The sequence below is a fragment of the Streptomyces sp. NBC_00414 genome, assembly GCF_036038375.1.
In the GTDB taxonomy this organism is placed as follows: domain Bacteria; phylum Actinomycetota; class Actinomycetes; order Streptomycetales; family Streptomycetaceae; genus Streptomyces.
This window is the reverse complement of record NZ_CP107935.1, coordinates 6,861,003-6,884,626: the sequence shown is the minus strand read 5'-3', so window position 1 is coordinate 6,884,626 and position 23,624 is coordinate 6,861,003. Positions and strand designations below refer to the sequence as shown.

Genomic DNA, 23,624 nt, shown 5'->3' with positions numbered 1-23,624 from the left:
CGATGGACAGGGCAATGCCCCCGCGACCACCGGTGGCCGGTGGACGGCCTCAGACCGCCCCGGGTATCACGAGCCCCGACTCGTACGCCACGATCACCAGCTGCGCGCGGTCGCGCACCCCCAACTTGCCCATGATCCGGCTGACATGGGTCTTCGCCGTCAGCGGGCTGAGCCCGAGCGTCTCGGCGATCTCGGTGTTGTTGAGCCCGCGCGCGACCAGGGCGAGCACCTGCCGCTCCCGCTCGGACAGCCCGTCGGGACCGCCCACCGCGGACGTCACCGCGTCGGGTGCCCGCAGGAAACGGGCGATGAGCCGTGCGGTGGGGCCCGGGGAGAGCAGGGACTCCCCTGCGGCCACGATCCGGATGGCGTCGAGGAGTTCGGCCGGGCGGATGTCCTTCACGAGGAAGCCGGACGCCCCGGCCCGCAGCGCGTCGACGATGTGCTCGTCGGTGTCGTACGTCGTCAGGACGAGCACCTTCACCCCCGCGAGATCCTCGTCGGCGGCGATGAGCCGGGTCGCCTCGATGCCGTCCAGGTCGGGCATGCGGATGTCCATCACGACGAGGTCGGCGCGCGCGGAACGGGCCAGCTCCACGGCCTCCCGCCCGGTGCCCGCCTCGGCGACGACCTCCATGTCCCCGGCCGACGAGACGAGCATCGCGAACGAGGCCCGTACGAGATTCTGGTCGTCTGCGAGCAGTACGCGGATCGTCATCGAGCCTCGTCCTCCCGGGGCAGCGGCAGCGCGGCGGTCACCTCGAAGCCCACCGAGGGGCCCGGTCCGGCGTCCAGTGTGCCGCCCACGCTACGGGCCCGTTCGCGCATTCCGACGAGCCCGAACCCCGGCGTGCCGTCGGCCGCCCCCGGCGCGCAGCCCGCCCCGTCGTCCGTGACGGTCACCCGCAGGGCCCCCTCCGCCGTCCGCAGGCCCACCCGGACGGTGACGTCGTCACGTCCGCCGTGGCGTACGGCGTTGGTGAGGGCCTCCTGCACGATCCGGTAGGCGGCGGCGCCCACGGAGGGCGGTACGCCGTCCGCGTGGACGTCGAGTTCGACCTCGGCCCCGGCCGTCCTGGCCGCCTCCGCGAGCGCGGCCAGCCCGTCGACCCCGGGCAGCGGCCCGCGTCCGTCCGCGGGACCGAATCCGGAGCCGGTCCCGGCCACCGGCTCCCCGCCGCCGACACTCACGCTCGTCTCGTTCTCCCGCAGCACCTCCAGCGTCGTACGCAGCTCTCCCCTGGCCGTCCGGCAGGTCTCCGCGATGCCGTCCAGTGCCTGGGCGACGGCCTCGCGGTCGAGCCGCTCGGGGTCGACGGTGAGGACGTGGGCCGCGACGGAGGTCTGCACGCCGATCAGGGTGATGCTGTGCGCGAGCAGGTCGTGCAGGTCACGTGCGATCCGCAGCCGCTCCTCGGCGACGCGGCGCCGGGCCTCCTCCTCGCGGGTCCGCTCGGCGCGTTCGGCCCGCTCGACGATGGAGGCGACGTACTGGCGGTAGAAGCGGGCGTCGACGCCGAAGAACAGGACCGCGATGATCCAGCCGGAGATCCGCAGGAACTCCAGGGCCCCTTCCGGGTTGGTGAAGCTGTTGATGAGCAGGGTGGGGCCGAGGACGGCGACGGCGGTGAGCAGCGTGCGGCGTACCGTGCCGGTCGCCGCGACCGTGTAGAGCGCCACCAGGGTCGCGGGGATCGGCACGGTGTGGTTGTAGTCGAGGGCGTGGTACGGGCTCGCGCAGGCCGCCACCGCGAGCAGCACGAGCATCGGACGGCCGCGCCGCCACACGAGCGGCACATGGGCGCCGAGCATCAAAGCCCAGCCGAGCGGGTCGAGCGGGCGTCCGTCGACGACGAACAGCGCGAGGACGACGGCGACCGCGGCGACACCGGCGGCGATGCACGCGTCGTTGCGGGTGCGGTGGGGTGCGGTGAGCGGGTCGCGGTTGACGACCGCCATGACCCGGTCGACACGGCGGGGCCGCGCGTCACCGCGCACGGCTTCACCGCGCACGGCTTCACCGCGCACGGGTTCACCTGGTACGGCTGTGGTCGCTCCCCGTTCCTGCACGGCTCCATCTTCCGGTACGGGGGCGCCCCTCCGGCAGGAAGCGGGAGAGGCGCCCGGTCGAGCACGACGATCCGGCGATCAGGGTCGGGCCGCTCAGCGCGCGCCGACCCGTTCCGGCTGCCGCGGCGGATCGGTCGGTTGGCCGGGCCCGGCCGGTCCGGGTTCGCGGGAGAGCGCGCCCGGCCACCACACCTTCCGCCGCAGGGCGACACTGGCGCTGGTCACCAGGTACGTCCGTACGAGGAAGGTGTCGAGGAGCACGCCGACGGCGATCACGAAGCCGAGTTCGACGAGCTGTACGAGCCCCATGTTCGTCAGCACGGCGAAGGTCGCGGCGAGGACCAGGCCGGCCGAGGCGATGACACCGCCGGTGGTCCGCAGGGCGGTGAGCGCGGCGGTCACCGGTTCGGCGCCGGCCAGGGACTCCTCCCGCATCCGGTGCATGAGGAAGATGCCGTAGTCGACACCGAGGGCGACGAGGAACACGAAGGACAGCAGCCCGAGCCCCGGATCGGTCCCCTCGAAACCGAGGACCGGCCCGAAGACCAGCCCGCCGATACCGAGGGCCGCGCCCCAGACCGCGACCACGGCGGCCACCAGGAGCAGCGGCGCGACGAGGCTGCGCAGCAGTCCCATCAGGATGAGCAGCACGGAGACGAGGACGAGCGGTACGACGATCTTCGTGTCCCGGCTGCTGGTGTCCTCCAGGTCGATCTGCTGGGCGCTGGCCCCGCCGACGTACGAGTCCTTCAGTTCGCCGTCCGGTCCGCCGCGCAGGGCTTTGATGGTGGCGGTCTCCCCCGCCGACTGGGGCGGGTCCTTCGCGATGACGGTGATCTCGGTCCAGCCGTCCCCGCTACGGCCCTTCTCGGCGCTCTCGACGCCCCGCGCGTCCCGGATCGCGGCTAGCGCCCGGTCGGCACGGTCCTGCGGAGCGATCACGTCGATGGGCTGGGTGCCGCGCTTCGGGTAGGCCCTGGCGAGTGTCTCCATGGCGGAGACGGCCTCCGGCTTGTCGACGAAGGAGTCCTCCTGCTTGACCGGCCCGGGGAGGTTGAGCGTGCCGAGGGCGAGCGCGCCGAGCAGGACGGCTCCGGTGGCGAGCACGGTCAGCGGCCTGCGTCCGGCGGAGCTGCCCATCGCGGCGAAGAGGCTCCGCCGCTGTTCGGGTTCGCTGCCGAAGGCGGGCACGAGCGGCCAGAACACGCGCCGTCCCAGCAGTACGAGGATCGCGGGGAGCAGGGTCAGCATCGCGATGAGCGCGCAGAGCACCCCGACCGTGCCGAGCGGGCCCATGCCCCGGCTGCTGTTGAGGTCGGCGGCGAGCAGGCACAGCAGACCGACGGCGACGGTGCCGGAGGAGGCGATCACGGCGGGCCCGCAGCCGCGCAGGGCGGCGGCCATGGCCTCGTACGGGCGCTCGATGCGCCGCAGTTCCTCCCGGTAGCGCGAGACGAGCAGCAGCGCGTAGTCGGTGCCCGCGCCGAACACGAGGATCGTCATCACGCCCGAGCTCTGGCCCGAGACGGTGGTCCCGAAGGCCTGGTTGAGCCCGTACGCGACGCCCATCGACAGATAGTCGGCGATCCCGGCGACGGCGAGCGGTACGAGCCACAGCACCGGGCTGCGGTAGATGAGGATCAGCAGCAGGGCGACGACGGCGACGGTGGTGTAGAGGAGAGGGCCGTCGAGCGAGTCGTAGACCTTTCCGGCGTCGGTGGCCAGGGCGCCGGTGCCGCCGACCTCCACGTTCAGGCCGTCCTGGCCGCGGACGGTGTTCCGGACGTCCTCGACGAGGGCGTCCCGCAGCTTCTCGTCGGTGCCGGGTTCGTTGCTGACGACCGGGTACATGAGGGTCGTCCCGTCGTCGGACGGGATCCCCTCGGGTACGCGGTCCCCGCCGCTCAGTTCGTGCTTCCCGGCGATCTCCTCGACCTGCCGGGCCGCGGTCTCCCGGTCGGCGGCGCCGAGCCCGCCGTCCCGGTGGTAGACGAGCACCAGCTCGGTGCTCTCGCCGCCGGGCAGCCGCTCCTGGATCTTCGCCACCTGGGTCGAGTCGGCGCTCGCCGGCAGGTAGTCGGTGACCCGGTCGTGCTGCACGTCGGCGAGCTTCGCCGCGAACGGTCCCACCAGGGCGAGCACGGCCACCCACAGGCCGAGCACCGCCCAGGGGACGGCTCGCCTGCGCGCGGCGCCCGTCCTGCTTGCCTTCCCGACCCCCATGAACGCTCTCCCTTCCGACGACTTCCGCTTCCTCCTCAGCCTTGCGGCAGGGGAAGCGGGTCGCGTCGGACGGGAGACTGAGCGGGCGGCTACTGCCGGGGGCGGCGGGAGGCCCGGATTACTCCCGCGGGAGTAGGGGGCGGGTTCGTGACCGGGTGCGGCCCGGTGGAGGTTGCCCGCGCCGTTCCCCGCGCCCCTCAAAGGCGGGGCTGCGCCCCAGCCTTTGCCCTTGGGGGCGCGGGGAACGGCGCAATCTTTTGTCTTTCGCCTTCAGGGGCGCGGGGAACTGCGAGGCCGGCCCCGACGCTCCCGCGGGTGCAGGCGCTCGATCAGCTGTGGCTTCTGCCCTTGGGGGCGCGGGGAACGGCGCAATCCTTTGCGGTCGGCCACGACGGAGCCGCGAGGTCAGGACGGCGTGCGGGCCGCCGTGAGCAGCCGCGTCACATCGTCCGCGCAGATCGTCAGCGCCGCACCCACGGTCGTGAGCGCCTCCCGCTCCGCAGGCGTGTACGGCCCGTCCGCGAGGGCGATCCGCGCACCCTGGAGAAGGATCGCCTCCCGCCCGGCGGGCGCGAGATGCGGCGCCAGCGGATCCAGCGCCTCATGAAGCTCTATCGACAGCCCCGGCCCGCACGGCTCGCCGAAGATCCGTCCGGTGTCGGCCGCGAGCGCCTCCACGAGCGCGGCGAGCTGCTCCTCGGTGCAGTCGTCGAACCCGGCGGAGCGAACGGCACCCGCGGCGGTCTCCAGCGCCGTACGCGCACACGTCCCCCCGGCGGCGAGCACGGCGAGAGCGACCGTGTGGACGGCGTCCCGGAGCATCGCCGAGAAGCGGGTCGTGGTCGGATGGTCGAGGACGTCCGCGCTGTAGTGATGTCCACAGGCCGCGCACTCCACCACGGGCCCCGTCTCACCGCGCGGCATGACCGGGACGCCGAGGCACGTGAAACGGCGGCGGCCGGTGAGCCGCTGGTAGTTGCGGTCACCTCCGCAGCCCGGGCAGAAGAACTCGCCGTCGCCGACCGTGGTCCACGCCGTCCTGGTTCCGAGGATGCGAGAAACGCCCATGGTGCCGGCGCGGACAAACCGGCCGTTTCGTCCCCATCCTGGCAGCACGTTCGCACCTCCGTAACCCCACGGCAACATCGCCGCGTTGGCGTGATGTTAGCCACATTGTTGATGCGGAGTCAGTACCCCGGGAGAGGCCACTCATCGACATGGCCGGATAAACGCAGCGGTCCCGCCCGCCTGTGAGGCGGACGGGACCACAGAAACGCAGGTGAACGGCCCTATCGTGTGGCGCGGTTGACTGCGGAGACGACAGCCTTCAGTGAGGCGCGTGTCGTATTCGCGTCGATGCCGATCCCCCACAGGACCTTGTCGCCGATCGCGACCTCGATGTACGAGGCGGCCACCGCGGAGGCGCCCTCGCTCATCGTGTGCTCCTGGTAGTCCAGCAGCCGGGCGTCGACCCCGATGCCCTGCAGCGCGTGGAAGAACGCGGAGATCGGGCCGTTGCCGGTACCGACCAGGGTGGTCTCGGTGCCGTCCACCTCGGCCTCGACGGTGAGCGTGTCCACACCGTCCTTGTCCGTCGTGGACTGGCCGTTGCTGACCTGGACGCGGCCCCACGGGTTGTCGGGGTTCGGCAGGTACTCGTCCCGGAAGGCCGCCCAGATGTCCTTCGGGGTGACCTCGCCGCCCTCGGCGTCCGTCTTCGCCTGGATGATCTTCGAGAACTCGATCTGCATCCGGCGCGGCAGGTCCAGCTTGTGGTCGTTCTTCAGGACGTACGCGATACCGCCCTTGCCGGACTGCGAGTTGACCCGGATGACGGCCTCGTACGAGCGGCCGACGTCCTTGGGGTCGATCGGCAGGTACGGGACGGCCCACTCGATGTCGTCGACCGTGACGCCCTTGGCGGCGGCGTCGGCCTCCATCGCGTCGAAGCCCTTCTTGATGGCGTCCTGGTGGGAGCCGGAGAAGGAGGTGTAGACGAGGTCGCCGACGTACGGGTGGCGGGCGTGGACCTCCATCTGGTTGCAGTACTCGGCGGTGCGCCGGACCTCGTCGATGTTCGAGAAGTCGATCTGCGGGTCGACGCCCTGTCCGAACAGGTTCATGCCCAGGGTGACCAGGTCGACGTTGCCGGTGCGCTCGCCCTGGCCGAACAGGCAGCCCTCGATGCGGTCGGCACCGGCCATCAGCGCCAGCTCGGCGGCCGCGACCGCCGTGCCGCGGTCGTTGTGCGGGTGGACCGACAGGCAGACGTACTCGCGGCGGGACAGGTTGCGCGACATCCACTCGAAGCGGTCCGCGTGCGTGGAGGGGGTCGAACGCTCCACGGTGGCGGGCAGGTTGAGAATGATCTCGCGGTCCGGTCCCGGCTGCCAGACGTCCATGACGGCCTCGCAGACCTCCAGGGCGAAGTCCAGCTCGGTGTCGGTGAAGATCTCGGGGCTGTACTGGTACCCGAAGGTCGTCTCGGGGCCCAGCAGCTTCTCCGCGTACTCGACCACCAGACGGGTGCCGTCGACGGCGATCTGCTTGATGTCGTCCTTGGAGCCGCGGAAGACGACCCGGCGGAAGACCGGCGCGGTGGCGTTGTAGAGGTGGACGTTGGCGCGCCTGGCGCCCTTCAGCGACTCCACGGTCCGCTCGATCAGGTCCTCGCGGGCCTGGGTCAGTACGGAGATCGTGACGTCGTCGGGGATCGCGCCCTCTTCCTCGATGATCGAGCGCACGAAGTCGAAGTCGGTCTGACCGGAGGCCGGGAAACCGACCTCGATCTCCTTGTAGCCCATCGACACCAGCAGGTCGAACATCTCACGCTTGCGCGCGGGCGACATGGGGTCGATCAGGGCCTGGTTGCCGTCACGCAGGTCGGTGGAGAGCCAGCGGGGAGCGGTGGTGATCCGGTTGTCCGGCCACGTACGGTCGGGGATGTCGACCTGGTCGTACGGGCGGTACTTGTGGATCGGCATGGAAGTGGGCTGCTGGCGGTTCGCCATGATGCGAGGGCTCCTCTTGGTCCGCTTGATCCTCGAAGTCGATCGGGATTCGATCGGGATCGATACGAGGGACGGCCGACGGCGCAACGCCAGAACTCCGCGGGGAGGGAGTCGGCCTCGACTACAGGCCCTCGCCGCGGCAGCTAAGAAGAAGCAGCCCGATACGCATGATGCTCCGCATGCTATCGGAGTCCCACGCGGGGTGAGGCGGCGTATCACCATGCGGGACACCACATCGCGCCGCCCGCCGCCCCCACACCTCAAAGACTGCGCCGTTCCCCGCGCCCCCGACCGGAACGCGCCGCCCGCCGCCCGCCGCCCGCCGCCCCCACAACTCAAAGATCGCGCAGTTCCCCGCGCCCCTGATCGGAACGGGCCGCCCGCCGTCCCCGCGCCTCAAAGATTGCGCCGTTCCCCGCGCCCCTGAAGACGTGCCCCAGCCGGCCGACGAGCGGCACCCCCACCAGGGGCGCGGGGAACGGCGCAATCTTTTGTCTTGAGGCGAGCGGGCGAGCGGGCGAGCGGCGCAGGCTTGGGTTCCTGGGGGCGCGGGGAACGGCGCAGTCTTTTGATTTTGGGGGCGCGGGGAACGGCGCAGTCTGTTGGTCTTCGGGGGGGAGGACCCGGCGCGGGGCTGGTTTTCGGGGGCGTGGGGAGCGGCGTGATCGGTCGCCGTGGGGCCCGGTCCGTACAGGAAACCGGACCCCGTCGCCCCCCTTATCCCCCCATTTCACCAATCATGGTTGCCCCTAGTGACAGTCAAGTCACACAGTGCAATGGTGCCGGACATGACGACAAACGGGGGCTTCGAGCCCGTCTTCTGCACCATCATCCCGCCCCACGTCCTCGACACCCTGTCCCAGGCAGAGGACCGCACGCTCGCCGGCAAGGCCCGCCGAACCCTGGAGCGGGACGCCTTCGAGCGCACCCACCGCCGACTGACCACCGTGCTCGGCGCGCCCGCCCTCGCCCCGCCGAGCGGCGCCGCCGAGGACAAGCCGAACCGTACGATCCACGACGCGAAACACAAGCAGGACCTGCCCGGCAAGAAGGTGCGCGGCGAGGGCGACAAGCCCGGCAAGGACGCCACCGTCAACCGCGCCTACGCCGGTCTGGGCGCCACCTTCGAACTCTTCCTGAAGGCGTACGGGCGGAACTCGATCAACGCCGAGGGCCTGCCGCTGAACGCGACCGTGCACTTCGACGAGGAGTACAACAACGCCTTCTGGAACGGCGAGCAGATGGTGTTCGGCGACGGCGACGGCGAGATCTTCCTCGACTTCACCATCCCGGTCGACGTCATCGGCCACGAGCTCGCGCACGGCGTCACCCAGTACACGGCGAACCTCACGTACTTCGGCCAGCCGGGCGCGCTCAACGAGAGCTTCTCGGACGTCTTCGGCTCGCTCATCAAGCAGTACACGCTCGGCCAGAGCGCCGCCGAGGCCGACTGGCTGATCGGCGCGGGCCTGCTCGCCCCGCGGGTCACGGGCACGGCCCTGCGTTCGATGAAGGCCCCGGGCACGGCGTACGACGACGACGTGCTCGGCAAGGACCCGCAGCCCGCGACGATGGACGACTTCGTCCGCACCGGCCGCGACAACGGCGGGGTGCACATCAACTCCGGCATCCCCAACCACGCCTTCTACCTGGCCGCGACGGCCCTCGGCGGGAACGCCTGGGAACGCGCCGGACGGATCTGGTACGACGTGCTGACCGGCGGCGAGCTGGACTCCAAGGCGAGCTTCACGGACTTCGCGAAGCTGACCCTGGCGACGGCACGCGCCTCGTACGGCGAGGGCGAGGAACTGCAGGCCGTCACGAAGGCGTGGGAACAGGTCGGCGTACCGGCCCAGTGAGCGTGGCCGGGGCCCGCGTTTCGTACTAGACAGGACCCATGCGTATTCAGGTGAGGCGCACAGGAGGATTCGCGGGCATCGAGCGGCACGCCGAGGTGGACACCTCGGGGCGCGCCGATGCCCAGGAGTGGCACGCCCTGGCCGAGGAGGCGGTCGCCGCCGGCCGGGGCACGCCGCCCATAGGCGTCCCGGACGGCTTCAACTACCAGATCACGGTGGACGGGAAGACGGTCTACTGTTCGGACCCGCGTCTGACGGACGAGCAGCGAAAACTGATCTCAAGGGTCCTGAAGGAGGGCGCGTAGGCACCCCGGTGGGGCCGGTACGGGACCAGTAACGGCCAGTTCACGCAACGCCGTTGACTTCGCTCACCGCCGCTGCGGATGATCGCGCGCATGACTGACGCGGCGACGAACCCGATACCCCAGTTCCCGGCCGGATTCCTCTGGGGGGTCTCCACCTCGGCCCATCAGATCGAGGGCGCGGCGGACCTCCGCGCCCCTTCCGTGTGGGACGCCTTCACGGCCCGGCCGGGCCAGGTGAAGGACGGTTCGACGGCCGCGGTGGCCTGCGACCACTACCACCGCTATCCCGAGGACGTGGCGCTCCTGCGCGGCCTCGGCGTGGACGCCTACCGCTTCTCCGTCTCCTGGCCGCGGGTGAACTCCCCCGGCGGTCTGGACTTCTACGACCGGCTGGTCGACGAGTTGTGCGAGGCGGGCGTACGTCCGGTCCCGACCCTCTTCCACTGGGATCTGCCCGTGTCGGAGGCGGAGGCGGGTGGCTGGCTGGAGCGGGACACGGCCGCGCGGTTCGCCGAGTACGCGGCGCTGGTGGCCGCCCGCCTCGGCGACCGGATCAGCAAGTGGATCACTCTCAACGAGCCCGCCGAGCACACCCTGCTGGGCCACGCCCTGGGTGCGCACGCGCCGGGCGAGCGGCTCCTCTTCGACGCGCTGCCCGCCGCCCATCACCAGTTGCTGGCCCACGGTCTCGCCGTACAGGCCCTGCGGGCGGCCGGCGTCACGGACATCGGCATCGCCAACTCGCACGGCCCGACCTGGCCCGCCTCCCAGGAGCCCGCGGACCTGGAGGCGGCCGGTTTCTACGACCTGCTCCTCAACCGGCTGTTCGCCGACCCGGTGCTGCTCGGGCAGTACCCGGAGGGCATCGGCGAGCTGATGCCCGGCGACGCCGAGGACCTCGCGGCGGACCTGAAGATCATCGGACAGCCGCTCGACTGGTACGGGATCAACTTCTACGCGCCGACGCGGGTGGGCGCGCCCCAGGGCTCGGAGATCGAGTTCGGCGGACTGACCATGCCCGCCGAACTCCCCTTCTCGGTGAGGGAGATCGAGGGCTACCCGGTCACGGACTTCGGCTGGCCGGTGGTGCCGGAGGCGCTCACGGAGCTGCTGGTGGACTTCCGCGGCCGGTACGGCGACCGGCTCCCGCCCGTCGTCATCACGGAGAACGGCTGCTCGTACGAGGGACTCGACGACCAGGCGCGGATCAGCTACCTGGACGGTCATCTGCGGGCCCTGCACCGGGCGTCCGAGCAGGGCGTGGACGTCCGCGGGTACTTCGTGTGGTCGCTCCTCGACAACTTCGAGTGGGCCGAGGGGTACGCACGCCGCTTCGGCCTGGTGCACGTCGACTTCGAGACCCTGGAACGGACCCCGAAAGCCTCGTACGGCTGGCTGCGGAACGTGCTGCGCGCCCAGCGGACGACGGCGAAGACGCCGGCCGAGAGGTGACGGCGTCCGCGCACGGGCCGGTCCCCGACCTGGCGCTCGCCGAGCCCGTCGAGCGGGTGGGCCGGGGCTGGACGGCATCGCTCTCGCTCGCCAACGGGGCGATCTGGGTGGGCTGGTTCGGCCCGCTGCAGATCCTCCTCGCCTCCCAGGCGGAGGACTTCGCACCCGGCACCGGCATGTCGAAGGAGGCCCTCCTGGCCTGGGTGACCGGCGCCGGCGCGGCGGTGTCGCTGCTCGCGAACCCGGTCTTCGGCGCCCTGTCGGACCGTACGACGTCCCGCTGGGGCCGCCGTACGCCGTGGATCGTGGCGGGCACGGCCGGGGGCGCGCTGTCGCTGCTGCTCCTCGGGGCGGCGGGCGGACCGTGGGCCATGGTGCTCGGCTGGTGTCTGGCACAGCTGACCCTGAACGCGGCCTGGGCCGCCGTGACGGCCGCGGTGCCGGACCGGGTGCCGCGCCGCCAGCGGGGTTCGGTGGGCGGCTGGCTGGGCGCCGCGCAGATCCTGGGCGTGGTCGGCGGGACGGGCCTGGCGACGCTGGCCGGGGGCGTCACGGCGGGCTACGCGGCCTGCGCCGCCTTCACCCTGCTGGGCGTCCTGCCGTACGTGCTGCGCCACCGGGACCTGCGGCTGCCCCGCGCGGCCCGGCCGCCCTGGTCCTGGCGCGGCTTCCTGGGCTCCTTCTGGCTGAGCCCGCGCCGCTACCCGGACTTCGGCTGGGCCTGGCTGACACGGTTCCTCGTGAACCTGAGCAACAGTCTCGGCGTCATGTACCTGCTCTACTTCCTGCGGGACCGCCTGGACCACCCCGATCCCGAACAGGGCGTACTGATCCTGACGGCGCTGAACGCGTCGATGCTGCTCGCCACGGTCGTCGTCGCGGGCATCTGGTCGGACCGGGTGGGGCGCCGCAAACCGTTCGTGACCTGCTCGGGCCTGGTCATGGCGGTCGCGGCCGGGGTGATCGCGGCGTGGCCGACGTGGACCGGCACGGTCGTCGCGTCCGTACTCCTGGGCCTGGGCTTCGGCGTCTTCGCGTCGGTGGACTTCGCCCTGATGACCGACGTCCTCCCGAAAGCGCTGGACCGCGGCAAGGACCTCGGCGTGATCAACGCGGCCAACGCCGTTCCGCAGGTCGCCGCGCCTGCGCTGGCCGCGCCGATCGTGACCTATCTGGGCGGCTACCGGGTGCTGTACGCGGTGGCGGCGGTGATCGGGCTCGCGGGGGCGGTCCTCGTGAACCGGATCAGGGGGGTGGACTGAGGGCCTTTCTCGCCCCCCGCCGCCCCTACCCGTTCCCGTCACGTACTCGGGGCTCCGCCCCCGAACCCCCGGTCCTCAAACGCCGGACGGGCTGAAAGATCCGCGGCCGAGCCGCGAAATCTTCAGCCCGTCCGGCGACACCTTCAGCCCGTCCGGCGTTTGAGGACGAGCGCGCAAGCGCGACAGGGGGGTCTGGGGGCGCAGCCCCCAGGGGCGCCCTCAGAAACCGAGCTTGCGGAGCTGGCGAGGGTCCCGCTGCCAGTCCTTCGCCACCTTCACATGAAGGTCCAGGAACACCGGCGTACCCAGCAACGCCTCGATCTGCTTGCGCGACTTGATCCCGACTTCCTTCAGCCGCTTGCCCTTGGGCCCGATGATGATGCCCTTCTGGCTGGGCCGCTCGATGTAGACGAACGCGTGGATGTCGAGGAGCGGCTTGTCCGCGGGCCGGTCCTCGCGCGGGAGCATCTCCTCGACGACGACGGCGATGGAGTGCGGCAGCTCGTCCCGTACGCCTTCCAGGGCGGCCTCGCGGATCAGCTCGGCCACCATGACCTGCTCGGGCTCGTCCGTGAGGTCGCCCTCGGGGTACAGGGCCGGGCCTTCGGGCAGCAGCGGTACGAGCAGGTCCGCCAGGAGGTCCACCTGCTCGTCGGCGACCGCCGACACGGGCACGATCTCGGCCCACTCGAAGCCGAGCTCCTTGCCGAGCTGGTCGATGGCGATGAGCTGCTCGGCGAGCGTCTTGCTGTCCACGAGGTCGGTCTTCGTGACGATCGCGATCTTCGGCGTCTTCTTGATGAACGCCAGTTCCTTCGCGATGAAGCGGTCACCGGGACCGAGCTTCTCGTTCGCGGGCAGGCAGAAGCCGATCACGTCGACCTCGGCCCACGTCGTGCGCACGATGTCGTTGAGCCGCTCGCCCAGCAGGGTGCGCGGTTTGTGCAGCCCCGGAGTGTCCACCAGGATCAACTGGGCGTCGGCCCGGTGCACGATGCCGCGTACCGTGTGCCGCGTGGTCTGCGGCTGGTTCGCGGTGATCGCCACCTTCTGGCCGACCAGAGCATTCGTGAGGGTGGACTTGCCCGCGTTGGGGCGGCCCACGAAGCAGGCGAAGCCGGCGCGGTGGGGTGCCCCCGAGGATTCCGGCGGCTCGGATGACTGGGTACGAACGCTCATGGCGCCCATTGTCCCTGATCGTCGGGGCCCCGCCGTACCAGGATTCCGGCCCTCGGCGCCGATCGGCGGCCGGACCCCTCCCCGGTGAGGTTCCGGAAACCCCCACGCAACACGAAACGTCACCGAAACACACCTGTACGCGACCGGAAACGCACAGCGGTGACCCTCTGACGAGCCCCCACCAGCCCCACCTGTTGGAGACCCCGTGACTCTGGCCGCCCCGCACGCCGCGTCAGCCGCCGCGTCCATCGACACCGGTGACACCGCCTGGCTGCTCGCCGCCACCGCGCTCGTCCTGCTCATGACTCCGGGCCTGGCCCTGTTCTACGGCGGCATGGTCCGCACGAAGAGCGTCCTGAACATGCTGATGATGAGCTTCGTGTCGATCGCGCTGGTCACGGTGGTGTGGCTGGCCGTCGGCTACTCGCTCGTGTTCGGCGACGACAACGCCGGCTCCGGCCTGGGCGGACTCATCGGCGACCTGGAGCACGCGGGGATGGCGGGCCTCGGCCCGGACAGCGTCCAGGGCACGGTCCCGACCCTCCTCTTCGCCACCTTCCAGCTCACCTTCGCGATCATCACGGCGGCGCTGATCAGCGGCGCGGTCGCGGACCGTGCGAAGTTCGGGGCGTGGCTGGTCTTCGTCCCGCTGTGGGCGCTGCTCGTATACGTTCCTGTCGCCCACTGGGTGTGGGGTCCCGGCGGCTGGATCCTGGAGGACCTGGGCGCCCTGGACTTCGCGGGCGGGCTGCCGGTCGAGATCGTCTCGGGTGCGTCCGGACTGGCGTTGTGCCTGGTCCTGGGCCCGCGGCTCGGTTTCAAGAAGGACGCGATGCGCCCGCACAACCTGCCGATGGTGATGCTGGGCGCGGGCCTGCTGTGGTTCGGCTGGTTCGGCTTCAACGCGGGTTCGGCGCTCGGCGCGAACGGTCTCGCGGCCGCCGCCTTCCTCAACACCCTGGCCGCCGGCTGCACCGGTCTGCTCGGCTGGCTCTTCGTGGAGCAGCGGCGCGACGGCCACCCCACCACCCTGGGCTCGGCGTCCGGCGCGGTCGCGGGCCTGGTCGCCATCACCCCGTCCTGCGGTTCGGTCTCGCTGCTCGGCGCGCTGGTCGTCGGTCTCGCCGCCGGTGTCGTCTGCTCGTACGCCGTGGGGTGGAAGTTCCGGTTCGACTACGACGACTCGCTGGACGTCGTCGGCGTGCACCTGGTCGGCGGTGTCATCGGCACCCTGCTCATCGGGGTCTTCGCCACCCAGACCATGACCGGCGGACCCGAGGGCCTGCTGTACGGCGGCGGGTTCGGGCAGCTCGGCAGGCAGCTGGTCGCGATCGTGACCGTCGGCGCGTACGCCTTCACCGTCACGTACGCCGTCGCCAGGCTGATCGACAGGGTCGTCGGACTGCGGGCGGACGAGGAGCACGAGCAGGAGGGTCTGGACCTTACGGTGCACGCCGAGACCGCTTACGATCACGGGGTCCTGGGCCATGGCGCCCCGGTCTCCTCCTCCGTCCTCCCCACCGTGCAGAAGGCCAGGCCCCAGGCATGAAGCTCATCACCGCGATCATCAAGCCGCACCGCCTCGACGAGGTCAAGACCGCCCTGCAGGAGATCGGTGTGCACGGGCTGACCGTCACGGAGGCCAGCGGGTACGGGCGCCAGCGCGGCCACACCGAGGTGTACCGGGGCGCCGAGTACCGCGTCGACCTCGTACCGAAGGTCCGTATCGAGGTCGTCGTCGGGGACGCGGACGCCGAGCCCGTCATCGAGGCGATCGTGTCGGCCTCGCGGACGGGGAAGATCGGCGACGGAAAGGTGTGGGCGGTACCGGTGGAGACGGTGGTTCGGGTACGGACGGGTGAGCGCGGCCCCGACGCCCTCTGACCCTGACCCTGATCACCACCGCCGCCGCCACGAGTCCCGCTCCCAGCACGACCGCCACCAGCCACGGCAGGGCGAAGAACGACGTGCTCGCCGACTCGCGGGTGTCGTGCGCGCTGGCCGTCAACGTCACGTCGCCCCAGTCGAGCTGAGGCGCGCCGCGCCAGGGCTCGCTGAGCCGCACGCGTTGGCCGGGCAGCAGCTCGGAGGGGATCCCTGTCAGGTCGCGGGAGAGCAGCGTACGGCCGAAGAGTCCTTCCGCGGTCAGCCGCACCTTGGGGTCCAGGGTGACGTTGCCGGTGTTGTGGAGGGTGTACGAGACGGTGGCCGTGCTGTCGCCGGCGCCCGGGACCAGAGGCTGGTGGTGGCTGATGCGGACCTTCTCCACGGCGACGGCCGGTACGGTCGGCCCGCCCACCCGCAGGTAGATCCGGGCGCCGACGGCCCTCTGCACCCCGACCTCGACCGCGCCCTGTCCCGCGTCGATCCGCTCGTCCAGGGCGACCAGCGCACCCGGGTGGTCGCCGGGTTCGGCCGTCCCGGGCACCCGCAGCGTGAACGGCACGGTGACCCTGCCGTGCGCGGGCACGGTCACCCGGTCCCTGGCGGGCTTCGCCCAGGCGCCCACACCCCGCTGCTTCTCCTTCCAGGTGCGCACGGCGAAACCGCCGTCCCGCGCGGTGTTGTACGCGTCGGCCGCGTAGAGCCGGAACGTCAGTGGCTGCCCGGTCTTGTTGGTGACGGCGACCTCGTCCTCGATGGTCGTGCCCGGGTCGGCGGAGAGGTGGAAGTACGGCCGCGAGGCGAGTTCCGACGCGACGGGGAAGACGGACCAGCTGCCGTTGTCGGCGGCGTGCGCGGGAGTCCCGGTCACCGCCATGGCCCCGGTCACGGCCATGGCGAGGAACAGCAACAGCGTCGAGCGGAACGACTTGCGCATGGGTGCGGACCCCCGGGGCGGGTGGGACGGAGGAGGAGGCCGGGCGGGTGCGCGCCCGGCCCACGAGAGGGCTCAGGTGAGCGTGAGCGTCAGCACGCCGGAGTACGAGCCGGGCGGGGTGAACGCCGGAACGTTCAGCGACAGCCGGGCGTCGGCGGTGAACTCGCCGCCGGTGAGCGTGCCGTTGGGGGTGGACGCCAGGGTCGCCCCCGCACTGCCGACCGAGCCGGGCGAACCAGCCTGGCAGGTGCTCGGACTGCCGGCCTTGGTGAGGCAGACCGGGGTCCAGCCCAGCTTGGCGGCGTCGATCTTCGCCCCGCCGGGTCCGGTGAAGTCGGTGACCTTGCCGGTCAGGGACCAGCCCGCGGGCCCACCGCGGAAGTCCTTGACGGTCACCGTCCGCAGGGAGCCGCGGGAGAAGCCGCCCTTGCCGTAGTCGACCGCCGCGAGTTCGACGGTGTCCCCGGCCTGGGTCATGGACAACGTCCCGGCCTTGACGGAGGAGTTGACCTTCTGGCTGCCCGCGGGAAGGGGCGTGTCGTCGATGACGACGTAGGCGGCGGGACCCGCGCCCTTGTCGTCGCTCCAGGCACTTCCCTCGTACGCCACGACCCCGGTGGTCGCCTTGTCGCTGACGGCGAGGCTGCCGCTGAACGAGCCCTGCGCGTTCGCGGTGACGGTCGCCTTGTCCGCGGTCTCCGCTGCGCCGGCCCGCCCGGCGAGGGTGACCGCCGCGCCCGGCGCGAAGTTCGAGCCCGTGACGGTCACGCTGTCACCGGGCTTTCCTGAGGCCGTACCGAGGCTGATGGCACGGTTGTTGGTCTGTCCGCCACCGGTCGCGGTGATCGTCTCGGAGACGGGGGCGGGCGGGGTGATGACCGTGCACGGGGTGTCCAGCTCCAGGAGGTAGCTGGTGTGGATGTTGTAGTCGCCGGGCGACAGGGTGATCGACCCGGGCGCGGTGACCGTGAAGGTGCCGGTCATCGAGAACGACGGGAAGGCGCCCTTGCCCGGGACCGGGTCGTTCTTCTTCGGGCCCGCGACCGTGAGGTCACCGGTCTGCGCGCCGCCCAGGGTCACCTTGCCGGTGGGCGTCATGATGTCGGCGGGCAGGGCGATGTCGACGGGGTTGCTCGCGGCGGGTTTGACCACCGTGTACGTGACGGTGACCGTGTCGCCCACCTCGGGTGCGGCGTTGTCGACGGTGATCCTGGCGGTGGTGGTGCCGTCGATCGGCGGAATGCCCGCGATGGGCGGCGGGACGCAGTGCGTGGCGAAGTCGACCTGCTGCGGCTCCGCGTTCGCGGGGCAGGCGAACGCGCCTCCCGCGGTGACCGCGAGTGCGGCCGTTCCGAGAAATGCCGCCCAGCGGCGGCGTCTTCGGGTTCCTGAACCCATGGGTGCCCCTCCTGAGGATGTGGCGCAGCGGCTCTTCCGCGCCGACAGGAGGTCATTGATGTGCGGGTTGTGTGAAAAGTCAATGGAACCTCGAAGCATCAACTGATGGCCCATCAGTTCCTGTCAACTTGCCTCAGGAACAAGGGAGTTGCCTCGACAGCTGACGGGCCGGTGCCGCTGCGCGCGGGCGGCACCGGCCCGTACCGGGCACTGTCCGTGCCCGTGGTGGGACTAGGTTCCGGTGATCACTCGAACACGAACGGACCCGGCGACTGCGGCCCGTCCGCGGTGCACGTCACGGTGATGCCGAAGAGCACCATCTGCAGGGAGCCGCCGAAGGCCTCCAGGCTGTCGCCGGCCGCGACGGTGCCGGTCAGCGGGCCGACCGTGACGCCGTCGCCCGCGGCCATCGCGGGGTTCTCGGTGCCCGTGAAGGCGGTCGTGCCGCCGCCGGCCTTCACCAGGGTGAGGGTCGAGGTGATCGAGTCCTCGGCGAGGGCGAGCGGGGCGGTGATCTCGGAGGAGCTGACGGTGACGGTGGCGGCGGTGCCGCTCTGGGTGGCCGTGAGGGTGGCCTCGCCACCGCCGTAGAGGCCGCAGTCGGCGACGATCGTGGCGGTCTGGGGGACGACGGCCGCGGCGCCCGGGGCGAGCGCGAGGCCGGCGGCGAGGGTGCCGGCGGCTAACGCCGCACCGATTCCGAGTCGCGTACAGATCATTGGATTCCCTTCCCTTGTACGGGAATTGCCATGTGGGGACGGTCGACGGACGCCTGTCGGCGCGCCATGCGGGGGTCACCGACCTGTCGCGAGCGGGGTGCGGCACGCTGTGCGGCAGATGGATCTGACGGTCCGTCGGAAGAGCTGTCGTCCATTGAGACGCGAGTGGCTTGCGATTGCAAGAGAAGCGGTGGTGATTCTTCCGGTAGGCGCGTTCTCGCCCACCGGCAACCGACGCGGGGGCTCCGCCCCCACACCCCCGTTGCGCAGTTCCCCGCGCCCCTGAAAGACCGCGCCGTTCCACGCGCGCCAGCGGGTGAAAGCTGGGGCGCAGCCCCGCTTTTCAGGGGCGCGGGGAACTGCGCGGCCGGCACCGACCGGGCCCGCACCCCCGGGCGAACCCCGCTGACGCCGGCGCCGGCGTCAGCCCGCGGTCACCACGGACCGCACCTCCCCGTCCACCCCCGCGAGGAACACCGGCGTCCCCACGCCACCAAGATCCCGTACCGCGGCAAGATCGCCATCCGCCAAGGACAACGACTCGCCCACCACCGCCGCCGCCTCCAGCGACTTCGCCCCGGAGGCCACGGCCATGGCCACCGCGGTCCGCAGCGCGCTGAGCCGCAGCGAGGGCAGGGCGACGGTGCCCGCCACATACGTACGGCCGTTGTCGTCGCGTACGGCCGCCCCCTCGGGCACGCCGTTGCGGGCCCGGGCCGCACGGGCCAGGGTGACGATCTTGCGGTCCTCGGGATCGAGCGCGGTGCTGTCGGTCATGGCATGAGCATACGTACGGCTCAGGCCCGGTCGAGCCGCAGCCGCTCGGCCCGCGGCAGACCGGCCACCACCAGGTCGTACGAGTCCTCGACGAGCTCCCGCACCAGCCGGTCCGGGAGTCCGCCCGCGACTCCGGCGGCCCCGACGACCGTCACCGTGTTCCAGTGGCGTTTGTTCATGTGCCAGCCGGGGATGATCAGCCCCTCGTGCTCGCCGCGCAGGCGCACCGCGTCCTCGGGGTCGCACTTCAGGTTGACCGTGAGGGGACTGGCCCCCAGGGCGCTGAGCGCGAACATCTTCCCCAGCACCTTGAAGACCGAGGTCTCCGGGTTGAAGGGGAAGTCCTCGACCACGGCGTTGAAGGACAGGCAGAGCGTGCGCAGCTCCTGCGGGGTCACTCAGGCTTCTCCTCCGGGGCGTCGGCGTCGACCGGCCCGATGGGCTCGACCAGCACCGTGACGATCTTGTTCCGGCGCCCCGCCGAGGACTCGGCCGTCAACCGCAGTTCCCGGCCGTCGGGCAGTTCGACCACCGAGGAGGCGCCGGCGATGGGCACGCGGCCGAGGGCCTTCGCGAGAAGTCCGCCGACCGTCTCGACGTCCTCGTCGTCGTACGCCTCGAAGCCGTACAGCTCGCCGAGGTCGCCGATGTCGAGCCGTGCGGTCACCCGGTAGCGGTCCTCGCCGAGGTCCTCCACGGGCGGCAGCTCACGGTCGTACTCGTCGGTGATCTCGCCGACGATCTCCTCAAGGATGTCCTCGATGGTGACGATGCCGGCCGTGCCGCCGTACTCGTCGATGACGACGGCGACGTGGTTGCGGTCCTGCTGCATCTCGCGCAGCAGGTCACCGGCGTTCTTCGTGTCCGGGACGAAGGCCGCGGGCCGCATGGCCGTGGAGACCAGCTCGCTCTCCGCGTCCCGGCTGATGTGCGTCTTGCGGGCCAGGTCCTTCAGGTACACGATCCCGACGATGTCGTCCTCGCTCTCCCCGGTGACGGGGACGCGCGAGAAGCCGGACCGCAGGGCGAGGGTCAGCGCCTGCCGGATGGTCTTGTACCGCTCGATGACCACCAGGTCGGTGCGCGGGACCATGACCTCCCGGACCAGCGTGTCGCCCAGCTCGAAGACGGAGTGCACCATCCGGCGCTCCTCGTCCTCGATGAGCGACTCCTTCTCGGCGAGGTCGACCATCGCGCGCAGCTCGGCCTCGGAGGCGAAGGGGCCGCGCCGGAAGCCCTTGCCGGGCGTGAGCGCGTTGCCGATGAGGATGAGCAGGGGCGGGATCGGCCCCATGATCCTGGCCAGCGGCACCAGCACGTACGCGGACGCCGTCGCCGTGTTCAGGGGGTGCTGGCGGCCGATGGTGCGCGGCGAGACACCGACGGCGACGTACGAGACGAGGACCATGACGCCGATGGCGACGGCCAGTGACTCCCAGGTCTCGTCGAACTCCTTCAGGCAGGCGTACGTGACCAGGGCGGCGGCGGCCATCTCGCAGGCCACGCGCACCAGCAGCGCCACGTTCAGATAGCGGGTCGGGTCGGCGGCGACCTGGGCGAGCTTGGCGCTGCCGCGGCGCCCGGACCGGACCGCCTCCTCGGCGCGGAAGCTGGAGACGCGGGCGAGGCCGGCCTCCGCGCAGGCGGCGAGCCAGGCGACCACGACGAGGGCGATGGCGCCGAGGACCAGTTGCGGGCTCATGAGACGGTCGGAGCCGGGGACGGACCGGTCAGGCCCTTCTCCGCACGCCAGCCGTCCACGATGGCGGCCTGCAGACCGAACATCTCGGCCTTCTCGTCGGGCTCCTCGTGGTCGTACCCGAGCAGGTGCAGCACTCCGTGGACGGTCAGGAGCTGGAGCTCCTCGTCCATGGAGTGCTGCGTCTCGGCGTCCTTGCCCTGCTGCTCGGCGACCTCCGGGCACAGCACGATGTCACCGAGCAGCCCCTGCGGCGGCTCCTCGTCGTCCTTCGTGGGCGGCCGCAGCTCGTCCATCGGGAACGACATGACATCGGTGGGGCCCGGCAGGTCCATCCACTGGATGTGCAGCTGCTCCATGGCGTCGGTGTCCACGACGATCACCGAGAGCTCGGAGAGCGGGTGGATGCGCATCCGCGCGAGGGCGTAGCGGGCGATGTCGAGGATCGCCTGCTCGTCGACCTCGGTTCCGGACTCGTTGTTGACGTCGATCGACATGGTCGCGCTGGTCTACTTCCGTTTGGTACGGGCGCCCTTGTGGGTGCCGTTCTCCGTGCCGTTCTGGCTGTCGTACTGCTCGTACGCGTCGACGATACGGCCGACGAGCTTGTGCCGGACGACGTCCTGGGACGTGAGCCGCGAGAAGTGGACGTCGTCGAGGCCCTCCAGGATGTCCTGGACCTGACGCAGACCGGACTTCGTGCCGCTCGGCAGGTCGACCTGGGTCACATCACCGGTGACCACGATCTTCGAGTCGAAACCGAGCCGGGTGAGGAACATCTTCATCTGTTCGGCGCTGGTGTTCTGCGCCTCGTCCAGAATGATGAAGGCGTCATTCAGGGTTCTGCCCCGCATATAAGCCAGCGGAGCGACCTCGATCGTGCCCGCCGCCATCAGGCGCGGGATCGAGTCCGGGTCGAGCATGTCGTGCAGCGCGTCGTACAGCGGGCGCAGGTACGGGTCGATCTTGTCGTAGAGCGTGCCCGGGAGGAATCCCAGCCGCTCGCCCGCCTCCACCGCCGGGCGGGTCAGGATGATGCGGCTGACCTGCTTGGACTGGAGCGCCTGCACGGCCTTGGCCATGGCGAGGTAGGTCTTGCCCGTACCGGCCGGGCCGATGCCGAAGACGATGGTGTGCTTGTCGATGGCGTCGACGTACCGCTTCTGGTTGAGCGTCTTGGGGCGGATGGTGCGGCCGCGCGAGGACAGGATGTTCTGTGTGAGGACCTCGGCCGGGGTCTCCGGGCCGTCACCCTCCCCGTTCTCACTCGCCCGCAGCATGGCGATCGAGCGTTCCACCGCGTCCTCCGTCATCGGCTGTCCGGTGCGGAGCACCAGCATCATCTCGTCGAACAGCCGCTGGACGAGGGCCACTTCACGGGCGTCGCCGACGGCGCTGATCTCATTGCCCCGGACGTGGATGTCGGCCGCCGGGAAGGCCTTCTCGATCACGCGCAGGAGGGCGTCGCCCGATCCCAGCACGGTCACCATGGGGTGCGTGGCGGGAACGGTGAACTGTGCTCGGGACTGCCCCTGCGCAGGGGTGTGAGCTGTGGGTGTCTGAGTCATGGGCCGGCTCTGTAGGCCTGCTCATCCTCCTCGGTGAGACACGCTTGCCGGTACGGCAGCCTGGTGTCTCCAAGAGTACGTCGGGGCACCGACAACGCCGTAGGACTTTTCCGCCGCACCTGTGGCCTCAGGCGGATCTGCGGAATCCGATCGTCGGTACGGCCCGTCTCAGGGGCCACGCCCGGGTGCTCTCCGGAAGCAGCGGTTCCAGGAAGGCGTACCGGCCGAGCGCCGCGGGATCCTGGTGGTCGTAGGACTGCACGCGGCGCCACCAGGCGGCGATCTCCGACCAGCCGGGGGCGGACAGCGATCCCCCGAACTCCTGGACCGACAGCGCCGCGGTGAGGCCCGCGAAGGCGAGGCGGTCGGCGAGCGGCCAGCCGGCCAGCGTGCCCGTCACGAACCCGGCGACGAAGACGTCCCCCGCGCCGGTCGGATCCATCGCCTCGACCTCGATGGCCGGAACCTCCGCGGTCTCGCCGGTCCGGCGGTCCACGGCGTACGCGCCCTCGGCGCCCAGGGTGACGACGGCGAGCGGTACGTGTTCGGTGAGGGCGTGCGCGGCGGCGCGGGGACACGAGGCGCCCGTGTACCGCATGGCCTCCTCGGCGTTCGGCAGGAACGCCTCGCAGTGCCGCAGGTCGGGGAGTCCGGCGAGGTCCCAGCGTCCCGTGTCGTCCCAGCCGACGTCGGCGAAGATCCGGGTGCCCCGCTCCGCGGCCCCGGCGATCCAGTGCGCGCGCGTGCCGGGTGTCAGCGAGGCGACGGCCGCCCGCGCGCGGGGCGAGCAGTCGGGGGCGGGCTCCTCCGGAGGCGGCTCGTGGCCGTGGCTGACCATGGTCCGCTCGCCCTCGTAGGCCATCGAGACGGTCACCGGGGAGTGCCAGCCGGGCGCGGTGCGGGACGCGGAGAGGTCGATGTGCTCGCCCTGCTCCAGGGCGTCCCAGCAGTACTCCCCGTAGTGGTCGTCCCCGAAGGCCGCCGCGAGGGAGGTCTTCAGGCCCAGCCTGGCCAGCGCGGTCGCCATGTTCGCGACGCCGCCGGGGCTCGAGCCCATGCCGCGGGCCCAGGACTCGGTGCCGCGGACCGGGGCGGAGTCGAGGCCGGTGAAGATGATGTCGAGAAAGACGGTGCCGGTGAGATAGACGTCCCAGGGCGGGTCGTCGGAGCGGCGCAGTTCGGCGAGTGGATCGAACTGGGCCTGTCGGTACGGTCCCTTCCCGGTGGACGCGATCACGGTGCGCTCCCTGAGTGGTGCGGATTTAGGCCAGTGTGCACCAA

Annotated in this window: 20 protein-coding genes and 1 pseudogene; 6 read left to right on the top strand and 15 right to left on the bottom strand. The window is 71.1% G+C overall.

The features are described from left to right. Nucleotides 1-49: 49 nt before the first annotated feature. The 5 genes from OHS59_RS29920 to leuA all read right to left on the bottom strand — a co-directional run bounded on the left by OHS59_RS29920 (nt 50) and on the right by leuA (nt 7,304). A complete protein-coding gene (locus OHS59_RS29920; protein ID WP_328496449.1) occupies nt 50-718 on the bottom strand; it encodes a response regulator transcription factor in 669 nt (222 codons plus the stop codon). After that, nucleotides 715-1,959 (bottom strand): sensor histidine kinase, encoded by a 1,245-nt coding sequence (locus OHS59_RS29915; RefSeq protein ID WP_328499414.1) that lies wholly within the window; start codon nt 1,957-1,959, stop codon nt 715-717. The genes OHS59_RS29920 and OHS59_RS29915 overlap by 4 nt, the downstream gene beginning before the upstream one ends. Nucleotides 1,960-2,163: 204 nt before the next feature. After that, on the bottom strand, nt 2,164-4,293 hold the full coding sequence (locus OHS59_RS29910; RefSeq protein WP_328496448.1) for an MMPL family transporter: 2,130 nt from the start codon (nt 4,291-4,293) through the stop codon (nt 2,164-2,166). A 405-nt stretch (nt 4,294-4,698) separates the two neighbouring features. After that, nucleotides 4,699-5,409, bottom strand: coding sequence for a TerB family tellurite resistance protein (locus OHS59_RS29905; RefSeq protein ID WP_328496447.1), 711 nt, complete (start codon nt 5,407-5,409; stop codon nt 4,699-4,701). 173 nt (nt 5,410-5,582) lie between these two features. Continuing rightward, nucleotides 5,583-7,304, bottom strand: a complete 1,722-nt coding sequence (leuA, locus tag OHS59_RS29900; protein WP_328496446.1) for a 2-isopropylmalate synthase — start codon at nt 7,302-7,304, stop codon at nt 5,583-5,585. A 788-nt stretch (nt 7,305-8,092) separates the two neighbouring features. Between leuA and OHS59_RS29895 the strand changes: the two genes are divergently transcribed. From OHS59_RS29895 to OHS59_RS29880, 4 genes are all read left to right on the top strand, one after another. Next, a complete protein-coding gene (locus OHS59_RS29895) occupies nt 8,093-9,163 on the top strand; it encodes a M4 family metallopeptidase (RefSeq protein WP_328496445.1) in 1,071 nt (356 codons plus the stop codon). A 38-nt stretch (nt 9,164-9,201) separates the two neighbouring features. Next, the gene (locus tag OHS59_RS29890) at nt 9,202-9,468 is read left to right on the top strand and encodes a protealysin inhibitor emfourin (RefSeq protein ID WP_328496444.1); all 267 of its coding nucleotides are present in this window, start codon (nt 9,202-9,204) and stop codon (nt 9,466-9,468) included. A 78-nt stretch (nt 9,469-9,546) separates the two neighbouring features. Further along, entirely contained in the window at nt 9,547-10,920 is a 1,374-nt protein-coding gene (locus OHS59_RS29885; protein WP_328496443.1) for a GH1 family beta-glucosidase, read from the top strand. Then, entirely contained in the window at nt 10,917-12,182 is a 1,266-nt protein-coding gene (locus OHS59_RS29880) for an MFS transporter (protein WP_328496442.1), read from the top strand. The genes OHS59_RS29885 and OHS59_RS29880 overlap by 4 nt, the downstream gene beginning before the upstream one ends. 219 nt (nt 12,183-12,401) lie before the next feature. On the opposite strand, the gene era is transcribed toward OHS59_RS29880, so the two are convergent. After that, nucleotides 12,402-13,370: a GTPase Era gene (era, locus tag OHS59_RS29875; protein WP_328496441.1), complete on the bottom strand. Its 969-nt coding sequence runs from the start codon at nt 13,368-13,370 to the stop codon at nt 12,402-12,404. Nucleotides 13,371-13,566: 196 nt separating this feature from the next. On the opposite strand from era, the gene OHS59_RS29870 reads away from it, so the two are divergent. Further along, nucleotides 13,567-14,910: an ammonium transporter gene (locus tag OHS59_RS29870; RefSeq protein WP_328496440.1), complete on the top strand. Its 1,344-nt coding sequence runs from the start codon at nt 13,567-13,569 to the stop codon at nt 14,908-14,910. Beyond that, nucleotides 14,907-15,245, top strand: a complete 339-nt coding sequence (locus OHS59_RS29865) for a P-II family nitrogen regulator (protein ID WP_328496439.1) — start codon at nt 14,907-14,909, stop codon at nt 15,243-15,245. Before OHS59_RS29870 ends, OHS59_RS29865 begins: the two co-directional genes overlap by 4 nt. Here OHS59_RS29865 and OHS59_RS29860 read toward each other — a convergent pair. From OHS59_RS29860 to OHS59_RS29820, 9 genes and pseudogenes are all read right to left on the bottom strand, one after another. Continuing rightward, nucleotides 15,142-16,182 (bottom strand): annotated as a pseudogene (locus OHS59_RS29860) (WxL protein peptidoglycan domain-containing protein); the annotation flags it as partial. The gene OHS59_RS29865 and the pseudogene OHS59_RS29860 sit on opposite strands and share 104 nt — an antisense overlap. A 72-nt stretch (nt 16,183-16,254) precedes the next feature. Next, entirely contained in the window at nt 16,255-17,580 is a 1,326-nt protein-coding gene (locus OHS59_RS29855) for a beta-xylosidase (RefSeq protein ID WP_328496438.1), read from the bottom strand. A gap of 245 nt (nt 17,581-17,825) precedes the next feature. Further along, nucleotides 17,826-18,299 (bottom strand): hypothetical protein, encoded by a 474-nt coding sequence (locus OHS59_RS29850; protein ID WP_328496437.1) that lies wholly within the window; start codon nt 18,297-18,299, stop codon nt 17,826-17,828. Nucleotides 18,300-18,722: 423 nt separating this feature from the next. Next, nucleotides 18,723-19,076, bottom strand: coding sequence for a cytidine deaminase (locus OHS59_RS29845; RefSeq protein WP_328496436.1), 354 nt, complete (start codon nt 19,074-19,076; stop codon nt 18,723-18,725). 20 nt (nt 19,077-19,096) lie between these two features. Next, the gene (locus tag OHS59_RS29840) at nt 19,097-19,474 is read right to left on the bottom strand and encodes an MmcQ/YjbR family DNA-binding protein (protein WP_328496435.1); all 378 of its coding nucleotides are present in this window, start codon (nt 19,472-19,474) and stop codon (nt 19,097-19,099) included. After that, nucleotides 19,471-20,778: a hemolysin family protein gene (locus OHS59_RS29835; protein ID WP_328496434.1), complete on the bottom strand. Its 1,308-nt coding sequence runs from the start codon at nt 20,776-20,778 to the stop codon at nt 19,471-19,473. Before OHS59_RS29835 ends, OHS59_RS29840 begins: the two co-directional genes overlap by 4 nt. Then, nucleotides 20,775-21,272 (bottom strand): rRNA maturation RNase YbeY, encoded by a 498-nt coding sequence (ybeY, locus tag OHS59_RS29830; RefSeq protein ID WP_328496433.1) that lies wholly within the window; start codon nt 21,270-21,272, stop codon nt 20,775-20,777. Before ybeY ends, OHS59_RS29835 begins: the two co-directional genes overlap by 4 nt. A gap of 12 nt (nt 21,273-21,284) precedes the next feature. After that, nucleotides 21,285-22,343, bottom strand: coding sequence for a PhoH family protein (locus OHS59_RS29825; protein WP_328496432.1), 1,059 nt, complete (start codon nt 22,341-22,343; stop codon nt 21,285-21,287). 127 nt (nt 22,344-22,470) lie between these two features. Further along, nucleotides 22,471-23,580 carry a carbohydrate kinase family protein gene (locus OHS59_RS29820; RefSeq protein WP_328496431.1) on the bottom strand — a complete coding sequence of 370 codons (1,110 nt, stop codon included), beginning with the start codon at nt 23,578-23,580 and terminating at the stop codon, nt 22,471-22,473. Nucleotides 23,581-23,624: the final 44 nt, after the last annotated feature.